Here is a 20,843-nt window from a genome sequence, read left to right on the forward strand (position 1 = left end):
TAAGTATCCATTTTAATTGTTATAACAAACTGTTGCGTATGGTAAGGATATGCCTGATTTGATCCCAACGCAAAAGACCCATAATTTGTTGGTTATCAAGTAGGTTGTATATATACACCGCACCGCTGCGTTTATCTTTCAGTAAATCAAAGGCATCGGCTAACGTTGCTTGGCTACTTAGTCCAGAAAGGTTGACGTATTTGATATTACTATTTTGATCAGACATTAGACTTAAATCATATTCAGCAAGACGATAGCCGTTTTCTTCATCATGCACAATAAGCGGCGTTTGGCTATCAAGGGCATCAAGCGATTCTTTGATTTGCTGTTTGTCATCACTGTAAAGTAACTTGAATTGTTCATCCATTTCAGCCATTACTCCGACTTTTTGTAACGCTTCGGTGGCTGGCGATATTTGATACTCAAGCCCTTGGAAATCAAGTTGCTGCATAAAAATAGAGCGGTTACCAAAAAACTGCAACGCCGTGACATAAGCCGTTGAAATCACCAACATGGCTGGCACAATAATCTCTGGACTTGAGGTTAACTCCATAACCGTAGTGAGTGCAGCAAGTGGTGCGTGTAATGTTGCTGCCAATAATCCTGCCATGCCAAGCATGCTGTAGGTACCAGTAATATCAACTCCTGGGCTAATAAACTGAGCAAAAAAAGCCATTAAAGTGCCCATTAATACCCCAAGCCCAATTACAGGACCGATGATCCCGCCAGGAATACCCAAGCCAATAGCAAATAAGGTGGCGAGTAATTTGGCAATCAAGATGGTAGTTAAAAACTGCACATCATCTGGTGACTCAATGGCAATAGTGATTGCACTCATACCTGAGCCCATTGCATGGGGAACCATATAAGCAATTAAGCCTGCGATTAAACCTGCTAGTAATAGGCGAGGGAACATGCTTAACGGTTTAAAGGTGCGGATTATAAGCATCAAGTTTTGGTTAAATGCATAAGCAACAGCACCAAGTGCCATACCAAAGATGATTAAAAATGGGTAATGCCAACCACTCAATGGATTCATAGTAATAAGTGCAAGCTCAGAAGCGTCACCAAATACAAATTGAGTCGCTAATGCGCCGGTTACCGCAGCGAGCATGATGGGCACGAAAATATGCACTTTATATTCTCTAAGCACCACCTCCATTACGAAAATAACGGCTGCAAGCGGGGTGTTAAATGAGGCGGCGATACCGGCTGCAACACCACACCCTGTTAGGGTACGCATTGCATTGTGTGGAAGGTGTAATTTATCGGCCAGTAAACTGGCGCCCGTTGCACCCATATGTACCGAAGGGCCTTCTCGACCTACCGAAAAACCACTTATCAGGGCTAATGCTCCACCGACAAATTGGTTCACCGTGTTGTAAAGCGGCATATGACCATAATGTTTTTTAATGCGGTGTATTACAAATGGAATGCCAAGGCGATAATGCTTAAAGCCAGTTAGAGCTGCAAATAGAGCAATTAATAAGGCGGCACTGACCGGAAGAAGAACTCGTTCAAGAGTGGGTAGTGTTGAGAAGTCATCAGGTTTCTCAAGAAATAAACTCTGGAAAAACATGATAGTGAGGCGAAAAAGAATGATTAAAACTGCCGCAATTAACCCTGCACTTACACCAAGTAAGCACAACTGCACAGATGTTTTAGGCTTTGCTAAACGACGTCTTAGTCTTTCAAGCCACATGCATATTTCCTCACAGCACTTTTGAGCCGCAGTTTAGCAAATCAAATTCACTAAGTCCTTGTGATTTTGAAATTAATAAGTAATTTACTCAATGAAGGTTATCGGTACGGTTACTATTCAGCTGATCCGTTAGAGAAGGTAAATGTGCTTTAATTGCATGAGATAGTTCGGGGACGAGCCCAGTATGTTTTTTATGTACAACAGTATTGACTGTCATTTGTCTTAGTACAACAACTTCAAATTCTTTTCGCAAGTTATGAATATCAATTTCAAGTGCAGGGTAGAGCACATTGTCAACTCGGCCTTTCTTTAGCATTCTTAATATATGGTTTAAATCTTCATTTAGAATTACACGCGCTTGAATATTAAACTCCTTGAGCAATTCAAGGTCTCCCATCGAGCTCATAATACTAATGTTTTTATCGTCTAAGTTAGTACGGTTACATGTTTCAGATTTACGACATATTAAGACAATATTTACGGTACCTAAGCTTGGTTCAACGACGATAATATCATCGAACTTACTTAGGTTGCTTTTTGAACGAACTATATCCCCATCGACTATCCCAGCATTAAGTAATAGCACTCCTCTGCGTGAGGGCACGGCTTGAAGTTGAGTTTTGATATTTAATTCATCATAAACAGTTTCCATAAACTGTTTGAATGGCGCTATATGAGGGATATCTATATAGGTAAATAATAACTTTTTGGGTTTTATATAGTGTGTTGTCAATTGTGAATTGTCATCAAATAAGCTCTGTAGTTGAGCTAGTTTGCTTTGATTCTCTGGTGTATTTTTAATACCAATAACGAGTGGGAAATCTGTAAATTGTCTGACTATTTTCGGTTGAGGTAACCCCTTTTCAATAGCAAAATAACCTAAAATCTCAGGAGCAGAAATGACAAACTTAACCTGATTAGTCGTTAATAAGATGAATAACTGCTCATCGGTGGCGACTCGAATGATGCTGTCATCATAAGCTTGAATTATGTTCTCAATATATCCAGGATAGACATAAGAGTCGACTACAGCCACTTTATTATCACTAAAGAGCTTTTCTAAATTATCAAATGCTTGTTCATTCTGTTGATTTGTTAACACAGCAAGTTGTGAGTTAAAAATAGTAGGAGAAGCGATAAAGCCTGGTTTTATTTCCGAGAGCCAAGCTGGGTAGTAACCTAGATACCCCGGTTGTTCGGCCTTTTCGATTGCATCTTGCCATGGTAAGTATTCAACATTAAGCTCAATTCCTTGTTTTGCAAGTGTGTTTCTCAATGAAGCAATCGCATTACCGCCATTTGCCATTTTACTGCTGGCATAGGGAGGAACTTCTAAAGATGTAATTTTCCATGTTTCATTATCAGCAGCAGTGACACTACCCGACATACCCAGCACTAATAGGATGAGTGGCAACAAATAGGTTCGCATAAAACAATATCATCATTGATCGTTCAGTAATTATACGCCTAAATTACAACCTTTTTGTATTTTTATTGGTCTTTTTAGCTAAAACGCGGGCAATCCTATTATCTAAGATGATGAGTTTAAAGTGTATAGCCTACCCGTGCTGTTATTAAGTACGGATATTGCTCCCTTGAGATACTTGATTAAAACACTCGGGTATTAGATAATCGCCACATTATAGGTTTTGAGGGTCTCGGTATGTCTGATGAGTTGCCAATTAAGTTCAGCGATGCAGCAGCTGTTCGTGTTAAACAGTTAATCGAAGAAGAAGAGAATCCGGATCTAAAGCTACGTGTTTATGTAACAGGTGGTGGTTGTTCTGGGTTTCAGTACGGTTTTACTTTTGATGAAAAAGCCAACCCTGGCGATTTAGAGATTGAAAAAAACGGTGTTACCTTAGTGGTCGACCCGATGAGTATTCAATACTTAGTCGATGGTACGGTAGATTATACTGAAGGGTTAGAGGGCGCACGTTTCTTCGTTAACAACCCTAACGCAACAACAACTTGTGGTTGCGGAGCTAGCTTTAGCGTTTAAAAATTTTTTGAAAAAGCCACTTGATGTGGCTTTTTTATTGTTCATACTCTCTTAATCCCTTCATTAATGCACTCACGCATCAGCAGAAGTAAGTTTTAGCTTCTGAGTTTAAGAATAACAAAAGAATAGAAACCTTAGTTGTTAGCAGTTTTATCGTAACGGTAATTTAGTTGCTTTCGGGTAATACCAAGTAATCAGCAGCTAGCTGAAAATACACATCAATCAACCTGTTCAGATCGCATTGCCAAAGTTAAGGGCTGAGTTTGAAAGCTTGGTTGTTGAGTAAGAACTTATAAAAGGAATAGGTTCATTTTGAGGTTCTAGGCATGCATCTATATAAGGGGATTGTGTTGTGGTTCAGTCAGTAAACGTCGTTGCTGCAATAGGTTATTGCAGTAATTGGCAGATTGGTATTCGAGACCATACGACACAGTTCTCCTTGCTTATTAGTGCTAAGAAAACGAAATCGTTAGCTCGTTTAGGTAACTTCGTTGCGCCTTGATTAATAATAAGTGACTCTAGTGTTGAGTCACTTTAATCATCAGTAAAAAAAAGCCCAAAACAAATACAGAGGCGATTAATATATATACAAACCCTTTTTTTCCCTGCTTAATTGGTACACGATTGTGTCTAAGAAACAGGTACCACGCTACACAGAGTACAATTGGCAACAAAAATAATATACGAAACATTTCTTAACCTTTTTCAGTATTTACATACACTTTAAGCATAAATTTACAGTTTATAAAGCGATAATTTAAGTGTGATAAGGTTTCAATTGATTAATTTTTTGGTACAGTTAACAACTGGCAATAGAGCACATGCTTTAATTTTAGCTACAATTAAGTTTGTTTAACTATGCGGTCCATTCCTAAAAGAAGGACATTTGTATAATTATTCATCCAAAGCATAAGTTATTAGTATATAATGTGTTCAGGAGTGAGACGGGCAAAATTTCACTCTAAATTTTTAATTTAAATCATCTAGTAGGAGATGTATTTTATGATGGGTAAAACAGTTTCTTCTGAAGAAAACTCAAAATTAACGAAATGGCTTAAGACGAAGCGCCATGAGAAAGGTCACACAATGCGCAGTCTTGCACAAGTGTTAGGTACGCCTCACTCTTTTATTGGTAAAATTGAAAACCAAGAGCGTCGTTTAGATGTTATTGAGTTTATGCGTTATTGTGATGCGCTAGAAGTTGACCCATACGAAGGTCTTAACTTATTAAAAGACGCATAATTGTTGACTACCCAGAAGTTTTTAACTTCTAGCATATAGTATGAATAGTGCATGGATGCACTATTTAAGCCCCGCTATTGTAATAACTACACTTTATTTACATACGTTTTTATTTTGTTAATTATTTTTGTGGTAGTTGTTTTCTAACGCATAAAGCTTATGGCGAATTAAGAACAAAAATACCAATGATGGAATAACCATAAGTGCTGTTAGCACAAAAAACATGGCCCAGTTACCATCTAACCAATCATCAATTACAACGCCGCTGTAACTTGAAAGCAAAGTTCTACCTAAATTTCCTAACGAGGCAAGAAGCGCGTAGTGCGTTGCACTAAATGCTCTGTCGCAGAGCATAGATATAAATGCCACCATAGCAACGAGAGACCATGCTTGGGTAAAGCCATCAACGATAATGGCAAATGCATACAGACTCAATTTAGGGCCCGCAATAGCAATCCAAGCAAAAGCTAAGTTTGAAGCAGCCATCGCAATACCACTAATAAACAAGCCCTTTACAATGCCATAGCGTTGATTAAATAGACTCCCTAAGAATGTGAAAGCGATGGTAAGCACTGCAGTGCCCACTTTCGAGAAGGTGGCAATGTCACTATTCGAAAAGCCTACTTCTTTATAGAACACAATAGACATTCGTCCTAAAAAGGCTTCACCAATTTTAAATAAGAAAATAAAAGCTAATAATGCGAGTGCTGTTTTAACACCATTACGTGCAAAGAAGGTTTTGAATGGATCAATAACAGTTACAGCAAGCCATGCGATTATTTTTGTCAGTTTGCTTTGTTTGGCACCAGCTAACTTTTGTTGGTAAGTGCGTTCAAGTTCAGCTTGCACAAGTTCGCGGTTAGAATCAGGCTCTTTTGCCCAAAAAACACTGCTCATCAGTAATAACATGACAACAGATAAGAAAAAATAAACTTCAGGCCAGTCAATTGATGGAATGTCAGCTAAATAAAAAGGCAAGGCACCAAGTAAAGCATAGCCACTCCACCAACCTGATGTTGCCATCGCTGCTGCAGCGGTAGCTTTATGGCTTTCATTCTCGGCTAAGGTATCAATACGAAATGCATCAATAGCAATATCTTGGGTCGCAGATGCAATAGCAATGACTAAACAAATTGCCGCTGCAAACCAGAGGTTAGCTTTAATATCTAAACCTGCAAGTGCAAAGGTGCCAATAAAAATGACTGACTGGCACAATAAAATCCAGCTGCGGCGCTGACCAAGCCAATTGAATAAGAATGGTAACTTGACGCGGTCAACTAATGGAGACCATAAAAAGTTAATACTGTAAGCACCGAAAACTATACCAAATAAGCCGATCATACTTCGGCTTAGGCCCTCATCTTTTAACCATGCCGACAAAACAGAGCCAATCAACACCCATGGAAAGCCACTGCTGATACCAAAGATAAAAATGTTGATTAAACGTTTGTCTTTGAAATACGAAAAGTACTCTGAAATTGAAAGAGGGTTTGTCATAGTATTGCCAATTGATGGGGCTAAGAAGCCCCTAATTATTATTGATTAGCGTCAAGCACTTTAACGTTTAAAATAACGATAGGTGTTTTTGGTACAAAGCTGTAACCAATTTTTTCGTTGTATGCGGTTTCTGTACGCATAATTTTATCAAGAGTTTCATAGCCATCCATAACCATACCAAATACGGCAAAGCCCCAATCGCGGCCCGGGTTTAAATGGTCATTGTCGTCCATGTTAAAAAAGAATTGGCGCGTGCCTGAGTGCGGCTTACGGTCTTGGTACGCCATAGCGATACTGTACATATCATTTTTTAAGCCATTACCACTTTCGTTAAAAATAGGGTCGTATTCGTGCAAGCCATCGTAGTCTTTGTCATAACCCCCGCCTTGGATCACAAAATCGCGTTCGTTATCGTCGTCGCGTTCTACACGGTGAAAAACACTGCCTTGGTAACTGCCATCAGCAACGTAGGTTAAAAAGTTATTCACGGTAATCGGCGCACGAGAGCGGTCCATTTCAACCACGATGCTGCCAAGTGTCGTGACAATTTCAACACGTGGAAACATATTGTCTTTTTGAATAAACTTACCTTCAGTTGCTGCAAATGAACTGTGAGCAAATAATAAAATAAAACTGAGTAAGAGAATGCGCTTCATAGTTACCCCTCTAAATAAGCGATTAATTCTGGGTCAGATACAATGCGGGTAATTAATTGTTCAGTCAACTTATTAAGCTGACTTTCAATTTTCGCACGGTCATGACTTAAAGGCCCTTCTAAATTAGCACCACCTCGATACACCTTACTAAAGTTGCTGTTATTTCTGATCACACGGACACCTAACTCAATACTGGCAACACTTGTGTGTGTCATCAGTTTTTCAGTTACGACGGCTTGTAGTTTATGAATGTCAACTTCAAAGCGAGTTGTTGCAAGGTTAGAAATATTGGCTCCATTTCTACTCAATGCGCTATCGAGGGTACTCTTGAGCGAATCTGCTATTCCTGGGCTGGCTAAAGTCTTCACTTTACCGGATTCAATGATTTTTAGAGTGACATTATCACCTCTTAAATCAATAACACTGGTACTTACGTTGCTATCTATATGGGTGATTTTACCACTTTGATAAACAGGGTTTAAAATTAGCTGATTAGGCTGATTACTACACCCAGCAAGCGCTAATAATGCACATAAAGAAAGTAACTTTCTCATCTAGATTGCTCCATCAATGATTTTTAGTTGCACTAAGTACGACAAACTTTTTGTTAGAACCTAATAGTTTGCAATTGCCGAACATGCGCTTTAGTTTTTCATGGTAGTCGAGGTGGCGATTACCGATAATCCTTAATTCACCACCTTGTTTAAGAGTATGTTTGGCTTGTTTAAACATTTGCCAAGCGATGTGATCAGTCACAGCTTGTGCTTGGTGAAACGGTGGGTTACATAAAACAAGATCAGCACTGTCAGGTTCAAAATCGGTTAAGCAATCGTTTTGTATAAACTCACATTGCTCAAGTTGTTCAGGTAGATTGTGGGTAACATTTAGTTTTGCTGATTCAACGGCCATATACGATTCGTCAACAAAAGTGACATGGGCTTTAGGGCAGCGTTTTAAAGTCATCAAGCCAACTACGCCGTTGCCACAGCCTAAATCAATAATACGACGAGCTTTGCTAGTTTGTGGTAAATAGTTAAAGAAAAAACGTGCGCCAATGTCTAACGAATCTCTAGAAAATACATTCGCATGGTTTTGAATTTCAAATTCACTGCCTTCAAGTGGCCAACTTACAGGGAAGGGGGCTTTTTTATCAAAGCCACTGGTTTTACTGATTACTAAGCGAGACTTTTTAACTGCTAAGCTGGTTGAGGTATCACCAATATACTGATTAAAGGCTTTAATTGTTGAATTATGGATATCTTTGGTCTTACCTGCGGCAATAACTGCAATGTCTTTAGGAAGAGCTGCGCTAATAGCTGCAAGCTGATGCTGTAAATAGCCTAAATTACGGGGCACTTTTAAGATCACTAAATCAACCTGGCTTGGTAAAGCTTGTAATGAATGAAGCTGCTTAACTGAATCAATCGTTAACTCATTGGCTTTTAAATTGTAACGTGTTGCTTGATGACCAATATACGAATCGTTAACTGAATAAACTGTTAATGAACTGAATGCGCAAGCAAGTGCGCCAAAGCTGTCATTCAAAATGAGCACTGAATTTGCGTCAGGATGATGTTCTTGTACATAATTGACAAGGTATTCATCACCAGAATCCCAGGCTTGAAGACTGCGATTTTTTTGATCTAAAGGAAAACGTTCTAGGGTATAGGTGTTATCACCGAGCTGTGCTTGGGTGGTCATCATGATTTTACGATAAGTATTTAAGTATAGGTAAATTCTAACATGCAACAGCCAAACGCCAACCCTAATCATTTACCTGAGGGGTTTTCTTATCAAGCGAAGGCTTTAAGTGCGCAAAAAAGTCTCGATTTATTTTATTACCTACAGCAACATCTTAATTGGCAGCAGCCTTCTATTAAAGTTTATGGAAAAAGTCATGTGATCCCCCGTTTGCAGTGCTTTATTGCTGATCCGAATGTTAATTATAGCTATTCAGGGTCCCAGCTAATTGTTGAACCTTGGCCAGCGGTGCTTGATGCCATGCGTAAACGTTTAACAGCGCAATTGCAGATACCTTTTAATGCATTATTGGTAAATTTATACCGTGATGGTCAAGATTGTATGGGCTGGCACAGCGATGATGAAAAAGAGCTCGGTCAGCAGCCGACTATTGCATCAATATCTCTGGGGGCTGAGCGGAAATTCAAAATAAAGCATAAACACACTAATGTGCAACACGATCTTATTTTACAAAGTGGTAGCTGCTTAATTATGAATGGCCATAGTCAGCGTGATTACCAGCATTGCTTGCCCAAACAACAAAGGTTAAAACATCCTCGAATTAATCTTACCTTTCGCTCAATACGATAAAATCATTGGTAAAATGAGCTACGCCCTTGATATAGTAACGGCCAATTATTTTGCAATTAAAGGTCTATGACACATGTCAATGCAACAACAAATTGAGGAAAAGCTCGCTGCGGGTATCGAATGTAAACACCTGAATGTTGTCAATGAAAGCCATATGCATAGCCGTGGAACAGAATCGCATTTTAAAGTGGTGGTTGTGAGTGAAGAGTTTGCAGGTAAACGCTTACTTGCCCGACATCGTCAAATTAATGAGCTATTAAAAGATGAATTAGCAAACCACATTCATGCATTAGCGATCCACACATTTACTCCTGAAGAGTTTAGTGAACAACAAGGACAGGCACCTGAATCACCTAAATGCTTAGGCGGCTCAAAGTTCGACTAAATTAGCAGGACAGTCACCCAAAGTTAAGCGACTAAATTAGTAGGACAGTCACCCAAAGTTAAGCGACTAAATTAGTAGGACAGTCACCCAAAGTTAAGTGGACAGTCACTCTAAATGGGTGCTTACCCCAGAAAGATTTCAGTGGGTCTGAACAGTTTTATACTGATCAGACCTGTATTTTAACTATTAGCCTTTAAACTAGCGCTAATTTTTATTGTGATAGATATAGGATGATCAATGGTCATTAAGCCTAAAATTCGTGGATTTATTTGCACTAACGCACACCCGGTAGGCTGTGCTGAGCATGTACAAGAACAAATTAACTATGTGAAAGCGCAAGGACCACTGAGCAACGCACCAAAGAATGTACTCGTTATTGGTGCGTCTACTGGGTACGGCCTAGCCTCGCGTATTACTGCTGCGTTTGGTGGCGGTGCGAAAACGTTAGGTATTTTCTTTGAAAAAGAAGGTAGTGAGCGTAAAACAGGCTCTGCAGGTTGGTATAATACTGCAGCATTTCAAGCGGCAGCTGAAGAAGCAGGTTTGTGGTCTAAGAATATCAATGGCGATGCGTTTTCTAACGAAATTAAGCAAAAAGCAATTGATACAATCAAAGCTGAACTAGGTAAGATTGATTTAGTTATCTACAGCCTTGCGTCTCCTCGTCGTACCGATCCAAATACGGGCGAAACTTACTCGTCAACGCTTAAGCCAATTGGTTCTGATATCACAACGAAGAATCTAAACACTTCAAAGCGTGTGATTGATGAAGTAACGGTTGAAGCAGCAAGCCAAGAAGACATCGACAATACAATTAAAGTTATGGGCGGTGAAGATTGGGAAATGTGGATTGACGCATTAAAAGAAGCGGATGTTCTTGCTGATAACTTCAAAACGACTGCCTACACATATATTGGTAAAGAATTAACCTGGCCAATTTACGGTCATGCGACAATCGGTAAAGCCAAAGAAGATCTTGACCGTGCAACGCAAGCAATCAAAGAGTCTACGAAAGACTTAAATGGTGAAGCGTATGTGTCTTCATTAAATGCAGTTGTAACACAAGCAAGCTCGGCAATTCCAATTATGCCTTTATATATTTCTGCTTTATTCAAAGTAATGAAAGCAGACGGTACATACGAAGGCACAATAGAGCAAATTCACGCGTTATTTACTGAAAACCTTTACAGTGAGACGCCACGTTTTGATGACGGTGGTCACTTATTCCAAAACTACAAAGAGTTAGAAGATGATGTTCAAGCTCGTGTACAACATGTTTGGGATACTGTAGATACAGATACGATTGACGAATTAACGGATTACGTGGGTTACCACAACGAATTTTTACGTTTATTCGGTTTTGGTATCGACAGTGTAGATTACGAGCAAGATGTGAATCCTGATGTTGCGATTTCGCAGCTTATCGATTAATCGATAAACAAACTTTATTTTGAAAAGTCGCTTTTTTAAGCGACTTTTTATGTTTGTGGATGAAAATAAATCTGCATCAATAGCACTTTGGTCTATATTGAATTTTATTCAAATGGTTTTTGTAGTCTAAATAATCACATCTGTCGTATAAATTTCATATTTGCTCTCGCATAGTCACCCTGATTGATGTTAAAATTCGGGTAATATATGTGAGGAGTTTACTGCGTTGCTTGTTTGGGGTGTTAAACAGGCTATTCTTTGATATTTAGAATTTAACCTGAGCATATCAAAAGGCGACGTGGTTGGTACGATTTTTCAGTTTCTTTCCGTTAATGTAATGCAAGTGCGTATGATCAACATAAAAAAAGGTCTGGATTTACCGATAGAGGGCGCACCTCAGCAAGTTATTCATGATGGTTCTGCCGTCAAACGTGTAGCTGTGCTAGGTGAAGAATATATTGGTATGCGTCCAACCATGCATGTTCGCGTGGATGACCAAGTCAAAAAAGGCCAGGTACTTTTTGAAGACAAAAAGAACCCAGGCGTCTTATTTACTGCACCAGCTTCTGGGGTAGTAAAAGAAATTAATCGTGGTGCTAAACGTGTGCTGCAATCTGTTGTTATTGAAGTTAATGGCAGTGAGCAAATCACCTTTGACTCTTTCAAGGCCGATGAGCTTTCGAGCTTAGACCGTGAAAAAGTGAAAGAAGTACTGGTTCAGTCAGGTCAATGGACAGCACTACGTGCTCGCCCATTCAGCAAAGTAGCTGCTTTGGATGCAAATCCGAGCTCTATCTTTGTAACGGCTATCGACACTAACCCGCTAGCTGCAGATCCTGCAGTGATCATTGCTGAAAACACTCAAGCATTTGAAGCTGGTTTAGCTGTGGTATCTCGTTTAACTGACGGCAAAGTATTTGTTTGTAAACAAGCTGGTAGCCAAGTGCCTAGTTCATCAATCCCTCAAGTAGAAGTACATGAGTTTGGTGGCAAACATCCGGCTGGCCTTGTTGGTACACACATTCATCACTTAGACCCAGTTTCTGCTAGCAAGCAGGTTTGGCACTTAGGTTACCAAGACGTAATCGCGTTTGGTAATTTGTTCCTGACAGGTGAAATCTTCACAGACCGTGTTGTTTCTCTTGCTGGTCCTCGTGTTAAAAACCCACGCTTAGTTAGAACTCAGCTTGGCGCATCTTTAGATGATTTAGTTGCTGGCGAATTAGAAGACGGTGATAACCGTGTGATTTCTGGTTCAGTGTTGTCAGGTGCTATTTCTCAAGGTCCACATGCGTTCTTAGGTCGTTACCATGTTCAAGTATCTGTATTACTTGAAGGTCGCGAAAAAGAGCTATTCGGTTGGATTGCACCAGGTGCTAATAAGTTCTCAGTAACACGTACCTTCTTATCTCACCTAACACCAAGCCGTCTATTTAACATGACGACTTCAACAGGTGGTTCGAAGCGTGCCATGGTTCCAATTGGTAGCTATGAGCGTGTTATGCCTTTAGACATCCTACCTACACTATTATTACGTGATCTAATCGCACGTGATCTTGATGGTGCAATTTCGTTAGGTGCGCTAGAGCTTGATGAAGAAGATTTAGCATTATGTACCTTCGTTTGTCCAGGTAAATACGAGTATGGTTCAATCCTACGCGATTGCTTGACTACGATCGAGAAGGAAGGCTAGAGAGATGGGTTTAAAGAAATTTCTAGAAGATATTGAGCCGCATTTTGAACCGGGTGGTAAACACGAAAAATGGTATGCGCTTTACGAAGCTGCAGCGACTATTTTTTATACGCCTGGTTACGTAAATAAAGGCAAAACACACGTTCGCGATAACATCGACCTAAAACGTATGATGATTTTAGTGTGGATGGCAACGTTCCCTGCAATGTTCTTTGGTATGTTCAACATCGGTCATCAGGCCGCAGGTGCTTTAGCACAAGGTTTTGAACTAGCAAATACATGGCAAGTTGGTCTGTTCCAATTATTCGGTGGTGAGTTAACTGCTGAATCTGGTTGGGGCGCGAAAATGTTTTACGGTGCCTGTTTCTTCCTACCAATATACGCAGTAACGTTTGCTGTGGGTGGTTTCTGGGAAGTGTTATTTGCTTCAGTGCGTAAGCACGAAGTAAATGAAGGTTTCTTCGTAACATCTGTACTATTCGCACTAATCCTACCTGCAACGATTCCTTTATGGCAAGTTGCACTAGGTATTACGTTTGGTGTTGTAATCGCTAAAGAAATCTTTGGTGGTACAGGTCGTAACTTCCTTAACCCTGCTCTTGCCGGTCGTGCGTTCTTATTCTTCGCATACCCAGCGCAAATTTCAGGTGACACAGTATGGACTGCAGTAGATTCATTCTCTGGTGCAACTATGCTTGGTCAAGCAGTGGTTGGTTCACTTGATTACAGCAACATGGAACTATGGTGGAATGCGTTCTACGGTTTCATTCAAGGTTCTGTAGGTGAAACGTCAACACTAGCACTATTAATCGGTGGTTTATTCCTAATTTACGTGCGTATCGCTTCATGGCGTATCGTACTAGGTGTATTCCTAGGTATGGTTGCAACGTCATTCTTACTGAATACAATTGGTTCAGAAACTAACGCAGTATTTGCTATGCCTTGGCACTGGCACTTAGTTCTTGGTGGTTTTGCATTTGGTATGTTCTTCATGGCAACAGACCCAGTATCTGCATCATTCACTGACAAAGGTAAGTTCGCTTACGGTGCGTTAATCGGCTTTATGGTTGTAATGATCCGTGTTGTTAACCCGGCATTCCCAGAAGGTATGATGCTAGCAATCTTATTTGCTAACTTATTTGCACCATTATTCGATCACTTTGTAGTGCAAGCTAATATCAAGCGGAGGTTGGCACGTAATGTCTAGTAATAACGAATCAATCGGCAAAACGCTAACCGTTGTTGTTGCACTATGTTTAGTGTGTGCAATCATCGTATCGTTTGCTTCAGTTCAGCTTCGTCCTTTACAGCAAGCTAACAAAACACAAGATATCCAACGTAATATCTTAGCTGCGGCTGATATTGAAGTGTCAGGTTCTGTATCTGATACGTTCAATTCTAGAATCGAAGCACGTGTAGTAGATATGAACACTGGTGAATTTGTTGAAGGTGTTGATCCTAACTCATTCGATTTCGAGAAAACTAAGTTTGACCAAGCACGTAGCTTTGCGTTAAAAGCAGAAGGGATTAAAGACATCGCTGGTATTCAGCGTATGACAAAAAATTCACCTGTTTATATCTCGAAAAAACCAGACGATTCAGTTGATGCAATCATTCTACCTATCCAAGGTTACGGCCTTTGGGGTGTTATGTATGGCTTCTTAGCGCTTGAAAGCGATGGTGAAACTGTTAAGAACATCAATTTCTTCAAGCACAACGAAACGCCAGGTCTGGGTGGTGAAATTCAAAATCCACAATGGACTGCTAAATGGCAAGGTAAAGAGTTACCAATCAATATCATGAAGAGCGGTGCAAAGAACGAACATCAAATTGATGGTCTTTCTGGTGCAACATTAACTTCAAACGGTGTTGATCACACAGTTGACTTTTGGACTGGCGAAAACGGTTTTGGTCCTTTCCTTGCGAAAGTACGTGAAGGAGCGTTGAAATAATGGCTGATACTAAAGAAATGAAGTCGGTCCTATTTGGTCCGGTATTCGCAAATAACCCGATCGCACTACAAGTACTTGGTATTTGTTCTGCACTAGCGGTTACTTCAAGCTTAAAAAATGCACTTATCATGTCAATCGCATTGACGCTAGTAACTGCATTCTCTAGCTTGTTTATTTCGTCAATTCGTAACCATATCCCATCATCTGTACGTATCATCGTGCAAATGACGATCATTGCATCACTTGTAATCGTTGTTGACCAAGTACTACAAGCTTTCTCTTATGCAACAGCAAAAGAGCTTTCTGTATTCGTTGGTCTAATCATTACAAACTGTATCGTAATGGGTCGTGCTGAAGCATACGCAATGAAGTCACCACCGCTAATGTCTTTCCTAGACGGTATCGGTAACGGTTTAGGCTACTCAGTAGTGCTATTAACTGTTGGTTTCATCCGTGAGTTATTCGGTAAAGGTTCACTATTCGGTGTTGATATTATCCCACTAGTACAAAACGGTGGCTGGTATCAACCAATGGGTCTATTGATTTTACCACCGAGTGCATTCTTCATTATTGGTTTATTTATTTGGGTACTTCGTACCTTCAAGAAAGACCAAGTAGAAGCAAAAGCGTAAGGGGCGAGCAGTGGAACATTATATTAGTTTATTTGTAAAAGCAGTTTTCATTGAAAACTTAGCTTTAGCCTTCTTCCTAGGTATGTGTACTTTCCTTGCTGTATCAAAGAAAGTAACAACGTCAATCGGCCTAGGTGTGGCAGTTATCGTGGTACTAGGTATCTCAGTACCAGTAAATAACTTGGTTTATCACGCTGTTCTTGCACCAGGTGCATTAGAGTGGCTTGGCTACCCAGAAGCAGACCTTAGCTTCTTACGTTTCTTGACTTTCATCGGTGTTATTGCAGCACTTGTACAAATTCTTGAAATGGCATTAGATAAGTTCTTCCCTGCACTTTACAACGCGTTAGGTATCTTCTTACCACTGATCACAGTTAACTGTGCAATCTTCGGTGCGGTATCTTTCATGGTTGAGCGTAACTATAACTTCGGCGAGTCTGTTGTTTATGGTATCGGTTCAGGTGTGGGCTGGGCACTAGCAATTACTTTACTTGCTGGTATCCGTGAAAAAATGAAGTACTCAGACGTTCCTGATGGCTTACGTGGTTTAGGTATTACTTTCATCACTGTTGGTCTTATGGGTCTTGGCTTTATGTCATTCTCTGGTATTTCACTTTAATAGGTAGCGAGGATAAATCATGAATGAGATTTTCTTAGGCGTTGGTGTTTTCATCGCTATCGTTGTTATTTTAGTTTTAGTTATCATTGGTGCTAAATCTAAATTAGTAGCAAGCGGCGATATCACCATCGGTATTAATGGCGACCCAGAAAAAGCTATTACAACATCAGCAGGTAGCAAGCTATTAGGCGCGCTAGCTGATTCAGGTATCTTCGTTTCATCTGCGTGTGGTGGCGGTGGCTCTTGTGGTCAGTGTCGTGTACACATCAAAGAAGGTGGCGGTGATATCTTACCAACAGAACTTGATCACATCTCTAAAGGTGAAGCTCGTGAAGGCTGCCGTTTAGCGTGTCAGGTAAATGTTAAAAACGACATGGAAATTGAACTTGAAGAGTCAATTTTCGGTGTTAAAAAGTGGGATTGTACGGTTATCTCTAACGATAACAAAGCGACATTCATCAAGGAACTTAAACTACAAATTCCTGATGGTGAGTCTGTACCATTCCGTGCAGGTGGTTATATTCAAATTGAAGCACCAGCGCACCACGTTAAATATGCTGACTTCGATATTCCTGAAGAGTATCGTGGCGACTGGAACCACTTCGGTTTCTTCGATCTGGAGTCTAAAGTAGACGAAGAAACAATTCGTGCATACTCAATGGCTAACTACCCAGAAGAAGAAGGCATCATCATGCTTAACGTGCGTATCGCTACGCCGCCGCCAAGAGACCTAAGCCTTCCATGTGGTAAAATGTCTTCGTACATTTGGTCACTTAAAGCAGGTGATAAAGTGACTATTTCTGGTCCATTCGGTGAGTTCTTCGCGAAAGACACTGATGCAGAAATGGTATTCGTAGGTGGTGGTGCAGGTATGGCACCAATGCGTTCACATATCTTTGACCAACTTAAGCGTTTAAAATCTAAGCGTAAGATGAGTTTCTGGTATGGTGCACGTTCTAAGCGTGAAATGTTCTACGTAGAAGATTTTGATGGCTTAGCTGCAGAAAACGATAACTTCGTATGGCACACAGCACTGTCTGATCCACAACCAGAAGATAACTGGGAAGGTTACACAGGCTTCATCCATAACGTACTTTATGAAAACTACTTGAAAGATCATGAAGCGCCTGAAGATTGTGAGTTCTACATGTGTGGTCCTCCAATGATGAACGCGGCTGTTATCAACATGCTAAAAGATCTTGGTGTAGAAGACGAAAACATCTTATTAGATGACTTCGGTGGCTAACACCATACACAAAACAATAAGTTTTGGTTAGAATACAGGCCTCGTAGCACACAGTGTTACGAGGCTTTTTTATTTCTATACCTACATTGCGTGGTATCCAAAAGGTGAATGCTATGAATAGAGTGTTTTATCGCCAAGGTTTGATGGCCTTTTTTCTACTAACTATTACTTTACTCATGGCTGGTTGCAGCCAAGCAGATAAGGTCGAAGAGCTTTATTTTGAAGGTAAGACAATGGGTACCACCTATCACATAAAGGTGTACGCTGAGTCTTCAAAAATTGCAGGCATTGATTTACACCCTGAAATTAAGCAAGTGCTTAAAGATGTAAATCAATCTATGTCGACTTACATTCCAGATTCAGAAATTAACCAGTTTAACCAGTTACCAGCAGGGCAGGTGATGCCAATTAGCGCTGATTTTAGAAACGTGGTAGCTGAATCAATCCGCCTTGGCGAATCAACAAAAACGTTAGATGTCACTATGGGGCCACTTATTGACTTGTGGGGTTTTGGCCCAGATAAAAAGCCAACTAAACGCCCAAGTGATGAAGCATTGGCTGCAATGGTTGCCAAGATTGGTGTTGATAAGCTCGAACTTACTGATGCAGGTTTGATGAAAACAATAGATGGTTTAGAGCTATCGTTTTCCGCTACAGCCAAAGGCTATGGTATTGATAAAGTCGCTGAAGTGATAGAAAGCCATGGTCTGACAAATTATATGGTTGAGATTGGTGGTGAGCTTCGTGTATCGGGTATTAAGCCTGACAACATCACGTGGAAAATTGCAATTGAACAGCCTGATGCTGAGCCAGGCGTGCGTAAAGTACATAAAGTGATTGAGCCAGGTACCAATGGAATTGCGACATCAGGTGATTACCGAATTTTTTACGAAATGGATGGTGTCACATATAGCCATCTAATTGATCCTGTAACAGGTATGCCTAGTCGTCATGACTTAGTATCAGTTACAGTGTTGCACCCATCAGCAATGACTGCAGATGGCCTAGCCACAGCGCTTACAGTAATGGGCATGGATCGCGCGCAAAAATATGCTGAAGAACATGATTTGCCAGTGTATTTAATTGGTAAGTCAGACAATGGCTTAGTAACTTATTCAAGCCCTGCATTTAAACCTTATTTGTAGCAGGGCAAGAAGCAGTGCATACCCAAGCCATCTCAAGATGCAGAATTCAGCGTTTCACAGGTGTTTAATATCAAGGCGTTACTTTGCAACAATGGCAGTCCCTTTTAAGAAGTAACAACGATGAGACTAAGCGCCTGTGAAGCGCCCAAAGGGTTGGTTTAAAAGCGATTTATACTGCGTTATTGATTTTAACAATAGAACCACTATTGCTTGCAATCAATGCCTTGCCTAAATCGCTTTTAATTCCAACTGAAACTCGCACCTTGAGGTGGTTTGGGTATATAATACATACAGCCCAACAGGTTGGGCTTGATTTAATTGCTGACGATAGGGGCAAAGCAATGTCACTTTTTCTTCTTACATTTGGTCTACTTATTTTAATTGTGGCAGCGATGGCTGTCGGCATGATTGTGCAAAAGAAATCTATGGCCAGTAGTTGTGGTGGCCTAGGCGCTGTTGGTATCGACAAAGCTTGCGACTGCGACGACCCATGTGACAAGCGTAAAAAGCGCATGGCTAAAGAACAAGCTTGGAAAGAGAATCAAATTCTTTAACCACAAAAAAGCGCCTTGAGGCGCTTTTTTAATGCTTAAATTTTACAAGGACAGTCACTGTTAAATATATTTTACTTAGACAGTCATATTTGATTTTAAGCCTTAGCTTTTAAGAAGTTAATCATTTAACTTTAACTCGATGACTTGAACGTATTCTTCATTATCAAACTGCAAATCTTCTAAAGTAATTGCGCCCTCAAATTGTTTAAAGTTAACTGGTTTTGAGGTTCTTAAATTAGTTGCATACTTGATGGGAGTTGCAAGCTCAATGCTTAATGTATCAGCTTGCCAGTTAAGAATATGAATAAAAATACTCTCATCATTATGGGTACTAACTCCCCAGTTTTGCGGGGAAATAGGGCCACCTCGAGTACCGTATATACTTTTACCGAACACCTTGAGCCACTGGCCGATTTCTGCAAAAGTTTTTAGGTTTTCTGGTTGGATTTTGCCGTTAGGCATAGGCCCAGTATTTAGTAAATAATTAGAGTTTCTTCCTGCGGCACTTACTAAGGTTTGTACGAGCTCTTTAGTCGTCTTGTAATTATCATCAGTTAAACTGAACCCCCAGCTACCGTTCATTGTTTGTGCCATTTCTAAAGGTAATTCACCTAATCGTTCTTGATTAGTAGGCAGCTGTTGTTCAAAGCCCTGATAATCCTCTCCCGGAACAGTAAATCTGTGATGGTTATTTACGATTAAGGTTGCTGGTTGTAATTCATGGATCATTTTATAAGTGCGTTGTAGTTGCCAGTTATCCCAATTGTTAGAGTCTTCTTGGTCCCACCAACCATCAAACCAAATACCACCAATGGGCCCATATTGAGTTAAAAGCTCTTTTAGTTGTGCATCTTGAAATTGCAGGTATTTTTCCCAGTCACCACTTTTTTCTCGCTTAGTGTAATGGCCTGTTCGGCCCCATGGGTAGTAATCTGGGTGATGCCAATCAAGCTGAGAGTAGTAAAAGAAAAGTTGTAAACCATGTTTATGAGCTGAATTAGCTAGCTCTTTTATAGGGTCTTTTTTATAAGGTGTACTATCTACTATATCAAAATTAGATACTTTACTATCGTACATAGCAAACCCATCATGATGCTTTGAAGTAATAACAATATACTTTGCTCCAGCATCTTTAAACGCCTTAACCCACTGTTCTGCATCGAAACCAGTTGGGTTAAAAAACTCAGCCAAACGCTGATACTTAGGGCCTGAAATACGTAAATCTTCCATGATCCACTCGGCTCCATAGGGGCTTCCTACACCACCAAGCTGACTGTACAGTCCCCAGTGTAAAAAGATGCCAAACTTATTATCTTGAAAACGTTCTCGAGCTTTTAAATTTTCAGGGGCGGGGGTGTACGCTTGGGCTTTACTAGGATCAATTGCGAGACCAGTTCCAGCATACCCTACACTTGAAAATACAAGCAGTACTAATATCAGCAAGCAATTTAATTTATTCACTGTATACCTCATAAACTAGGTTCTTTACTTAAAGGTAGCAGGAAATCATTTAGCGAAAAGTAAAGCAATTATGCATATTCGAAGGTTTTATATATGCAAAAGCATAGGATTACGACGTTAAAAGTAAAACTCTTTTACACGGACAGTCACTTTTATCTATTAACTTATTCTTGCGGCAAAAAAACTCTTTTACACGGACAGTCACTTTTATCTATTAACTTATTCTTGCGGCAAAAAAGATTTTGTCTACACTTTAGTTACAGCTAATGCATTTCAAATTATCAGTTCAAGGAGT

Annotated in this window: 21 protein-coding genes; 14 read left to right on the forward strand and 7 right to left on the reverse strand. The window is 40.1% G+C overall.

The window, feature by feature from the left end; translation table 11 throughout:
• Positions 1-19 precede the first annotated feature (19 nt).
• Together QL229_RS06430 and QL229_RS06435 are read right to left on the reverse strand one after the other, a co-directional pair.
• Entirely contained in the window at positions 20-1,702 is a 1,683-nt protein-coding gene (locus QL229_RS06430; RefSeq protein ID WP_138557277.1) for a chloride channel protein, read from the reverse strand.
• Between the two features lie 88 nt (positions 1,703-1,790).
• Positions 1,791-3,131 (reverse strand): hypothetical protein, encoded by a 1,341-nt coding sequence (locus QL229_RS06435; RefSeq protein WP_281546606.1) that lies wholly within the window; start codon positions 3,129-3,131, stop codon positions 1,791-1,793.
• Between the two features lie 234 nt (positions 3,132-3,365).
• On the opposite strand from QL229_RS06435, the gene erpA reads away from it, so the two are divergent.
• From erpA to QL229_RS06450, 3 genes are all read left to right on the forward strand, one after another.
• Complete coding sequence (gene erpA, locus QL229_RS06440) at positions 3,366-3,704, forward strand: iron-sulfur cluster insertion protein ErpA (protein ID WP_135923730.1); 339 nt, start codon at positions 3,366-3,368, stop codon at positions 3,702-3,704.
• A gap of 352 nt (positions 3,705-4,056) precedes the next feature.
• Positions 4,057-4,206 carry a hypothetical protein gene (locus QL229_RS06445; protein ID WP_281546607.1) on the forward strand — a complete coding sequence of 50 codons (150 nt, stop codon included), beginning with the start codon at positions 4,057-4,059 and terminating at the stop codon, positions 4,204-4,206.
• 500 nt (positions 4,207-4,706) lie between these two features.
• Entirely contained in the window at positions 4,707-4,946 is a 240-nt protein-coding gene (locus QL229_RS06450) for a helix-turn-helix transcriptional regulator (protein WP_054562310.1), read from the forward strand.
• 117 nt (positions 4,947-5,063) lie between these two features.
• Here QL229_RS06450 and QL229_RS06455 read toward each other — a convergent pair whose 3' ends face one another.
• From QL229_RS06455 to QL229_RS06470, 4 genes are read right to left on the reverse strand one after another with little or no spacing between them, the layout of a single operon-like run.
• A complete protein-coding gene (locus QL229_RS06455) occupies positions 5,064-6,443 on the reverse strand; it encodes an MFS transporter (protein ID WP_199526176.1) in 1,380 nt (459 codons plus the stop codon).
• Between the two features lie 38 nt (positions 6,444-6,481).
• Positions 6,482-7,099, reverse strand: a complete 618-nt coding sequence (locus QL229_RS06460; protein ID WP_135923732.1) for a peptidylprolyl isomerase — start codon at positions 7,097-7,099, stop codon at positions 6,482-6,484.
• A 2-nt stretch (positions 7,100-7,101) separates the two neighbouring features.
• Positions 7,102-7,653 (reverse strand): YajG family lipoprotein, encoded by a 552-nt coding sequence (locus QL229_RS06465; protein ID WP_138557280.1) that lies wholly within the window; start codon positions 7,651-7,653, stop codon positions 7,102-7,104.
• A gap of 13 nt (positions 7,654-7,666) precedes the next feature.
• Positions 7,667-8,800, reverse strand: a complete 1,134-nt coding sequence (locus QL229_RS06470) for a methyltransferase (RefSeq protein ID WP_199526190.1) — start codon at positions 8,798-8,800, stop codon at positions 7,667-7,669.
• 42 nt (positions 8,801-8,842) lie between these two features.
• On the opposite strand from QL229_RS06470, the gene QL229_RS06475 reads away from it, so the two are divergent.
• The 11 genes from QL229_RS06475 (at position 8,843) to nqrM (ending at position 19,087) form a co-directional block, all read left to right on the forward strand.
• On the forward strand, positions 8,843-9,430 hold the full coding sequence (locus QL229_RS06475) for an alpha-ketoglutarate-dependent dioxygenase AlkB (RefSeq protein WP_281546608.1): 588 nt from the start codon (positions 8,843-8,845) through the stop codon (positions 9,428-9,430).
• A gap of 73 nt (positions 9,431-9,503) precedes the next feature.
• The gene (locus QL229_RS06480; protein ID WP_135923735.1) at positions 9,504-9,815 is read left to right on the forward strand and encodes a BolA/IbaG family iron-sulfur metabolism protein; all 312 of its coding nucleotides are present in this window, start codon (positions 9,504-9,506) and stop codon (positions 9,813-9,815) included.
• A 237-nt stretch (positions 9,816-10,052) separates the two neighbouring features.
• Positions 10,053-11,246: an enoyl-ACP reductase FabV gene (gene fabV, locus QL229_RS06485; RefSeq protein ID WP_281546609.1), complete on the forward strand. Its 1,194-nt coding sequence runs from the start codon at positions 10,053-10,055 to the stop codon at positions 11,244-11,246.
• Between the two features lie 349 nt (positions 11,247-11,595).
• A complete protein-coding gene (locus tag QL229_RS06490; RefSeq protein ID WP_135923737.1) occupies positions 11,596-12,939 on the forward strand; it encodes a Na(+)-translocating NADH-quinone reductase subunit A in 1,344 nt (447 codons plus the stop codon).
• Between the two features lie 4 nt (positions 12,940-12,943).
• Positions 12,944-14,146 carry an NADH:ubiquinone reductase (Na(+)-transporting) subunit B gene (locus QL229_RS06495; RefSeq protein ID WP_135923738.1) on the forward strand — a complete coding sequence of 401 codons (1,203 nt, stop codon included), beginning with the start codon at positions 12,944-12,946 and terminating at the stop codon, positions 14,144-14,146.
• A complete protein-coding gene (locus QL229_RS06500; protein WP_135923739.1) occupies positions 14,139-14,891 on the forward strand; it encodes a Na(+)-translocating NADH-quinone reductase subunit C in 753 nt (250 codons plus the stop codon). Before QL229_RS06495 ends, QL229_RS06500 begins: the two co-directional genes overlap by 8 nt.
• Complete coding sequence (locus QL229_RS06505) at positions 14,891-15,523, forward strand: NADH:ubiquinone reductase (Na(+)-transporting) subunit D (RefSeq protein ID WP_054554281.1); 633 nt, start codon at positions 14,891-14,893, stop codon at positions 15,521-15,523. Before QL229_RS06500 ends, QL229_RS06505 begins: the two co-directional genes overlap by 1 nt.
• Before the next feature lie 10 nt (positions 15,524-15,533).
• Complete coding sequence (nqrE, locus tag QL229_RS06510) at positions 15,534-16,142, forward strand: NADH:ubiquinone reductase (Na(+)-transporting) subunit E (protein ID WP_016708692.1); 609 nt, start codon at positions 15,534-15,536, stop codon at positions 16,140-16,142.
• Between the two features lie 19 nt (positions 16,143-16,161).
• Positions 16,162-17,388: an NADH:ubiquinone reductase (Na(+)-transporting) subunit F gene (gene nqrF / locus QL229_RS06515; protein WP_135923740.1), complete on the forward strand. Its 1,227-nt coding sequence runs from the start codon at positions 16,162-16,164 to the stop codon at positions 17,386-17,388.
• Positions 17,389-17,501: 113 nt separating this feature from the next.
• On the forward strand, positions 17,502-18,533 hold the full coding sequence (locus tag QL229_RS06520) for an FAD:protein FMN transferase (RefSeq protein WP_281546610.1): 1,032 nt from the start codon (positions 17,502-17,504) through the stop codon (positions 18,531-18,533).
• A gap of 341 nt (positions 18,534-18,874) precedes the next feature.
• Complete coding sequence (gene nqrM, locus QL229_RS06525) at positions 18,875-19,087, forward strand: (Na+)-NQR maturation NqrM (RefSeq protein ID WP_036966498.1); 213 nt, start codon at positions 18,875-18,877, stop codon at positions 19,085-19,087.
• Between the two features lie 117 nt (positions 19,088-19,204).
• Here the strand turns inward: nqrM and QL229_RS06530 are convergent, their stop codons facing one another.
• The gene (locus tag QL229_RS06530; protein ID WP_281546611.1) at positions 19,205-20,548 is read right to left on the reverse strand and encodes an alpha-L-fucosidase; all 1,344 of its coding nucleotides are present in this window, start codon (positions 20,546-20,548) and stop codon (positions 19,205-19,207) included.
• Between the last annotated feature and the right edge of the window lie 295 nt (positions 20,549-20,843).

It is taken from the genome of Pseudoalteromonas sp. PAR1, from assembly GCF_947311895.1.
GTDB classification, from domain to species: Bacteria; Pseudomonadota; Gammaproteobacteria; order Enterobacterales; family Alteromonadaceae; genus Pseudoalteromonas; species Pseudoalteromonas lipolytica_C.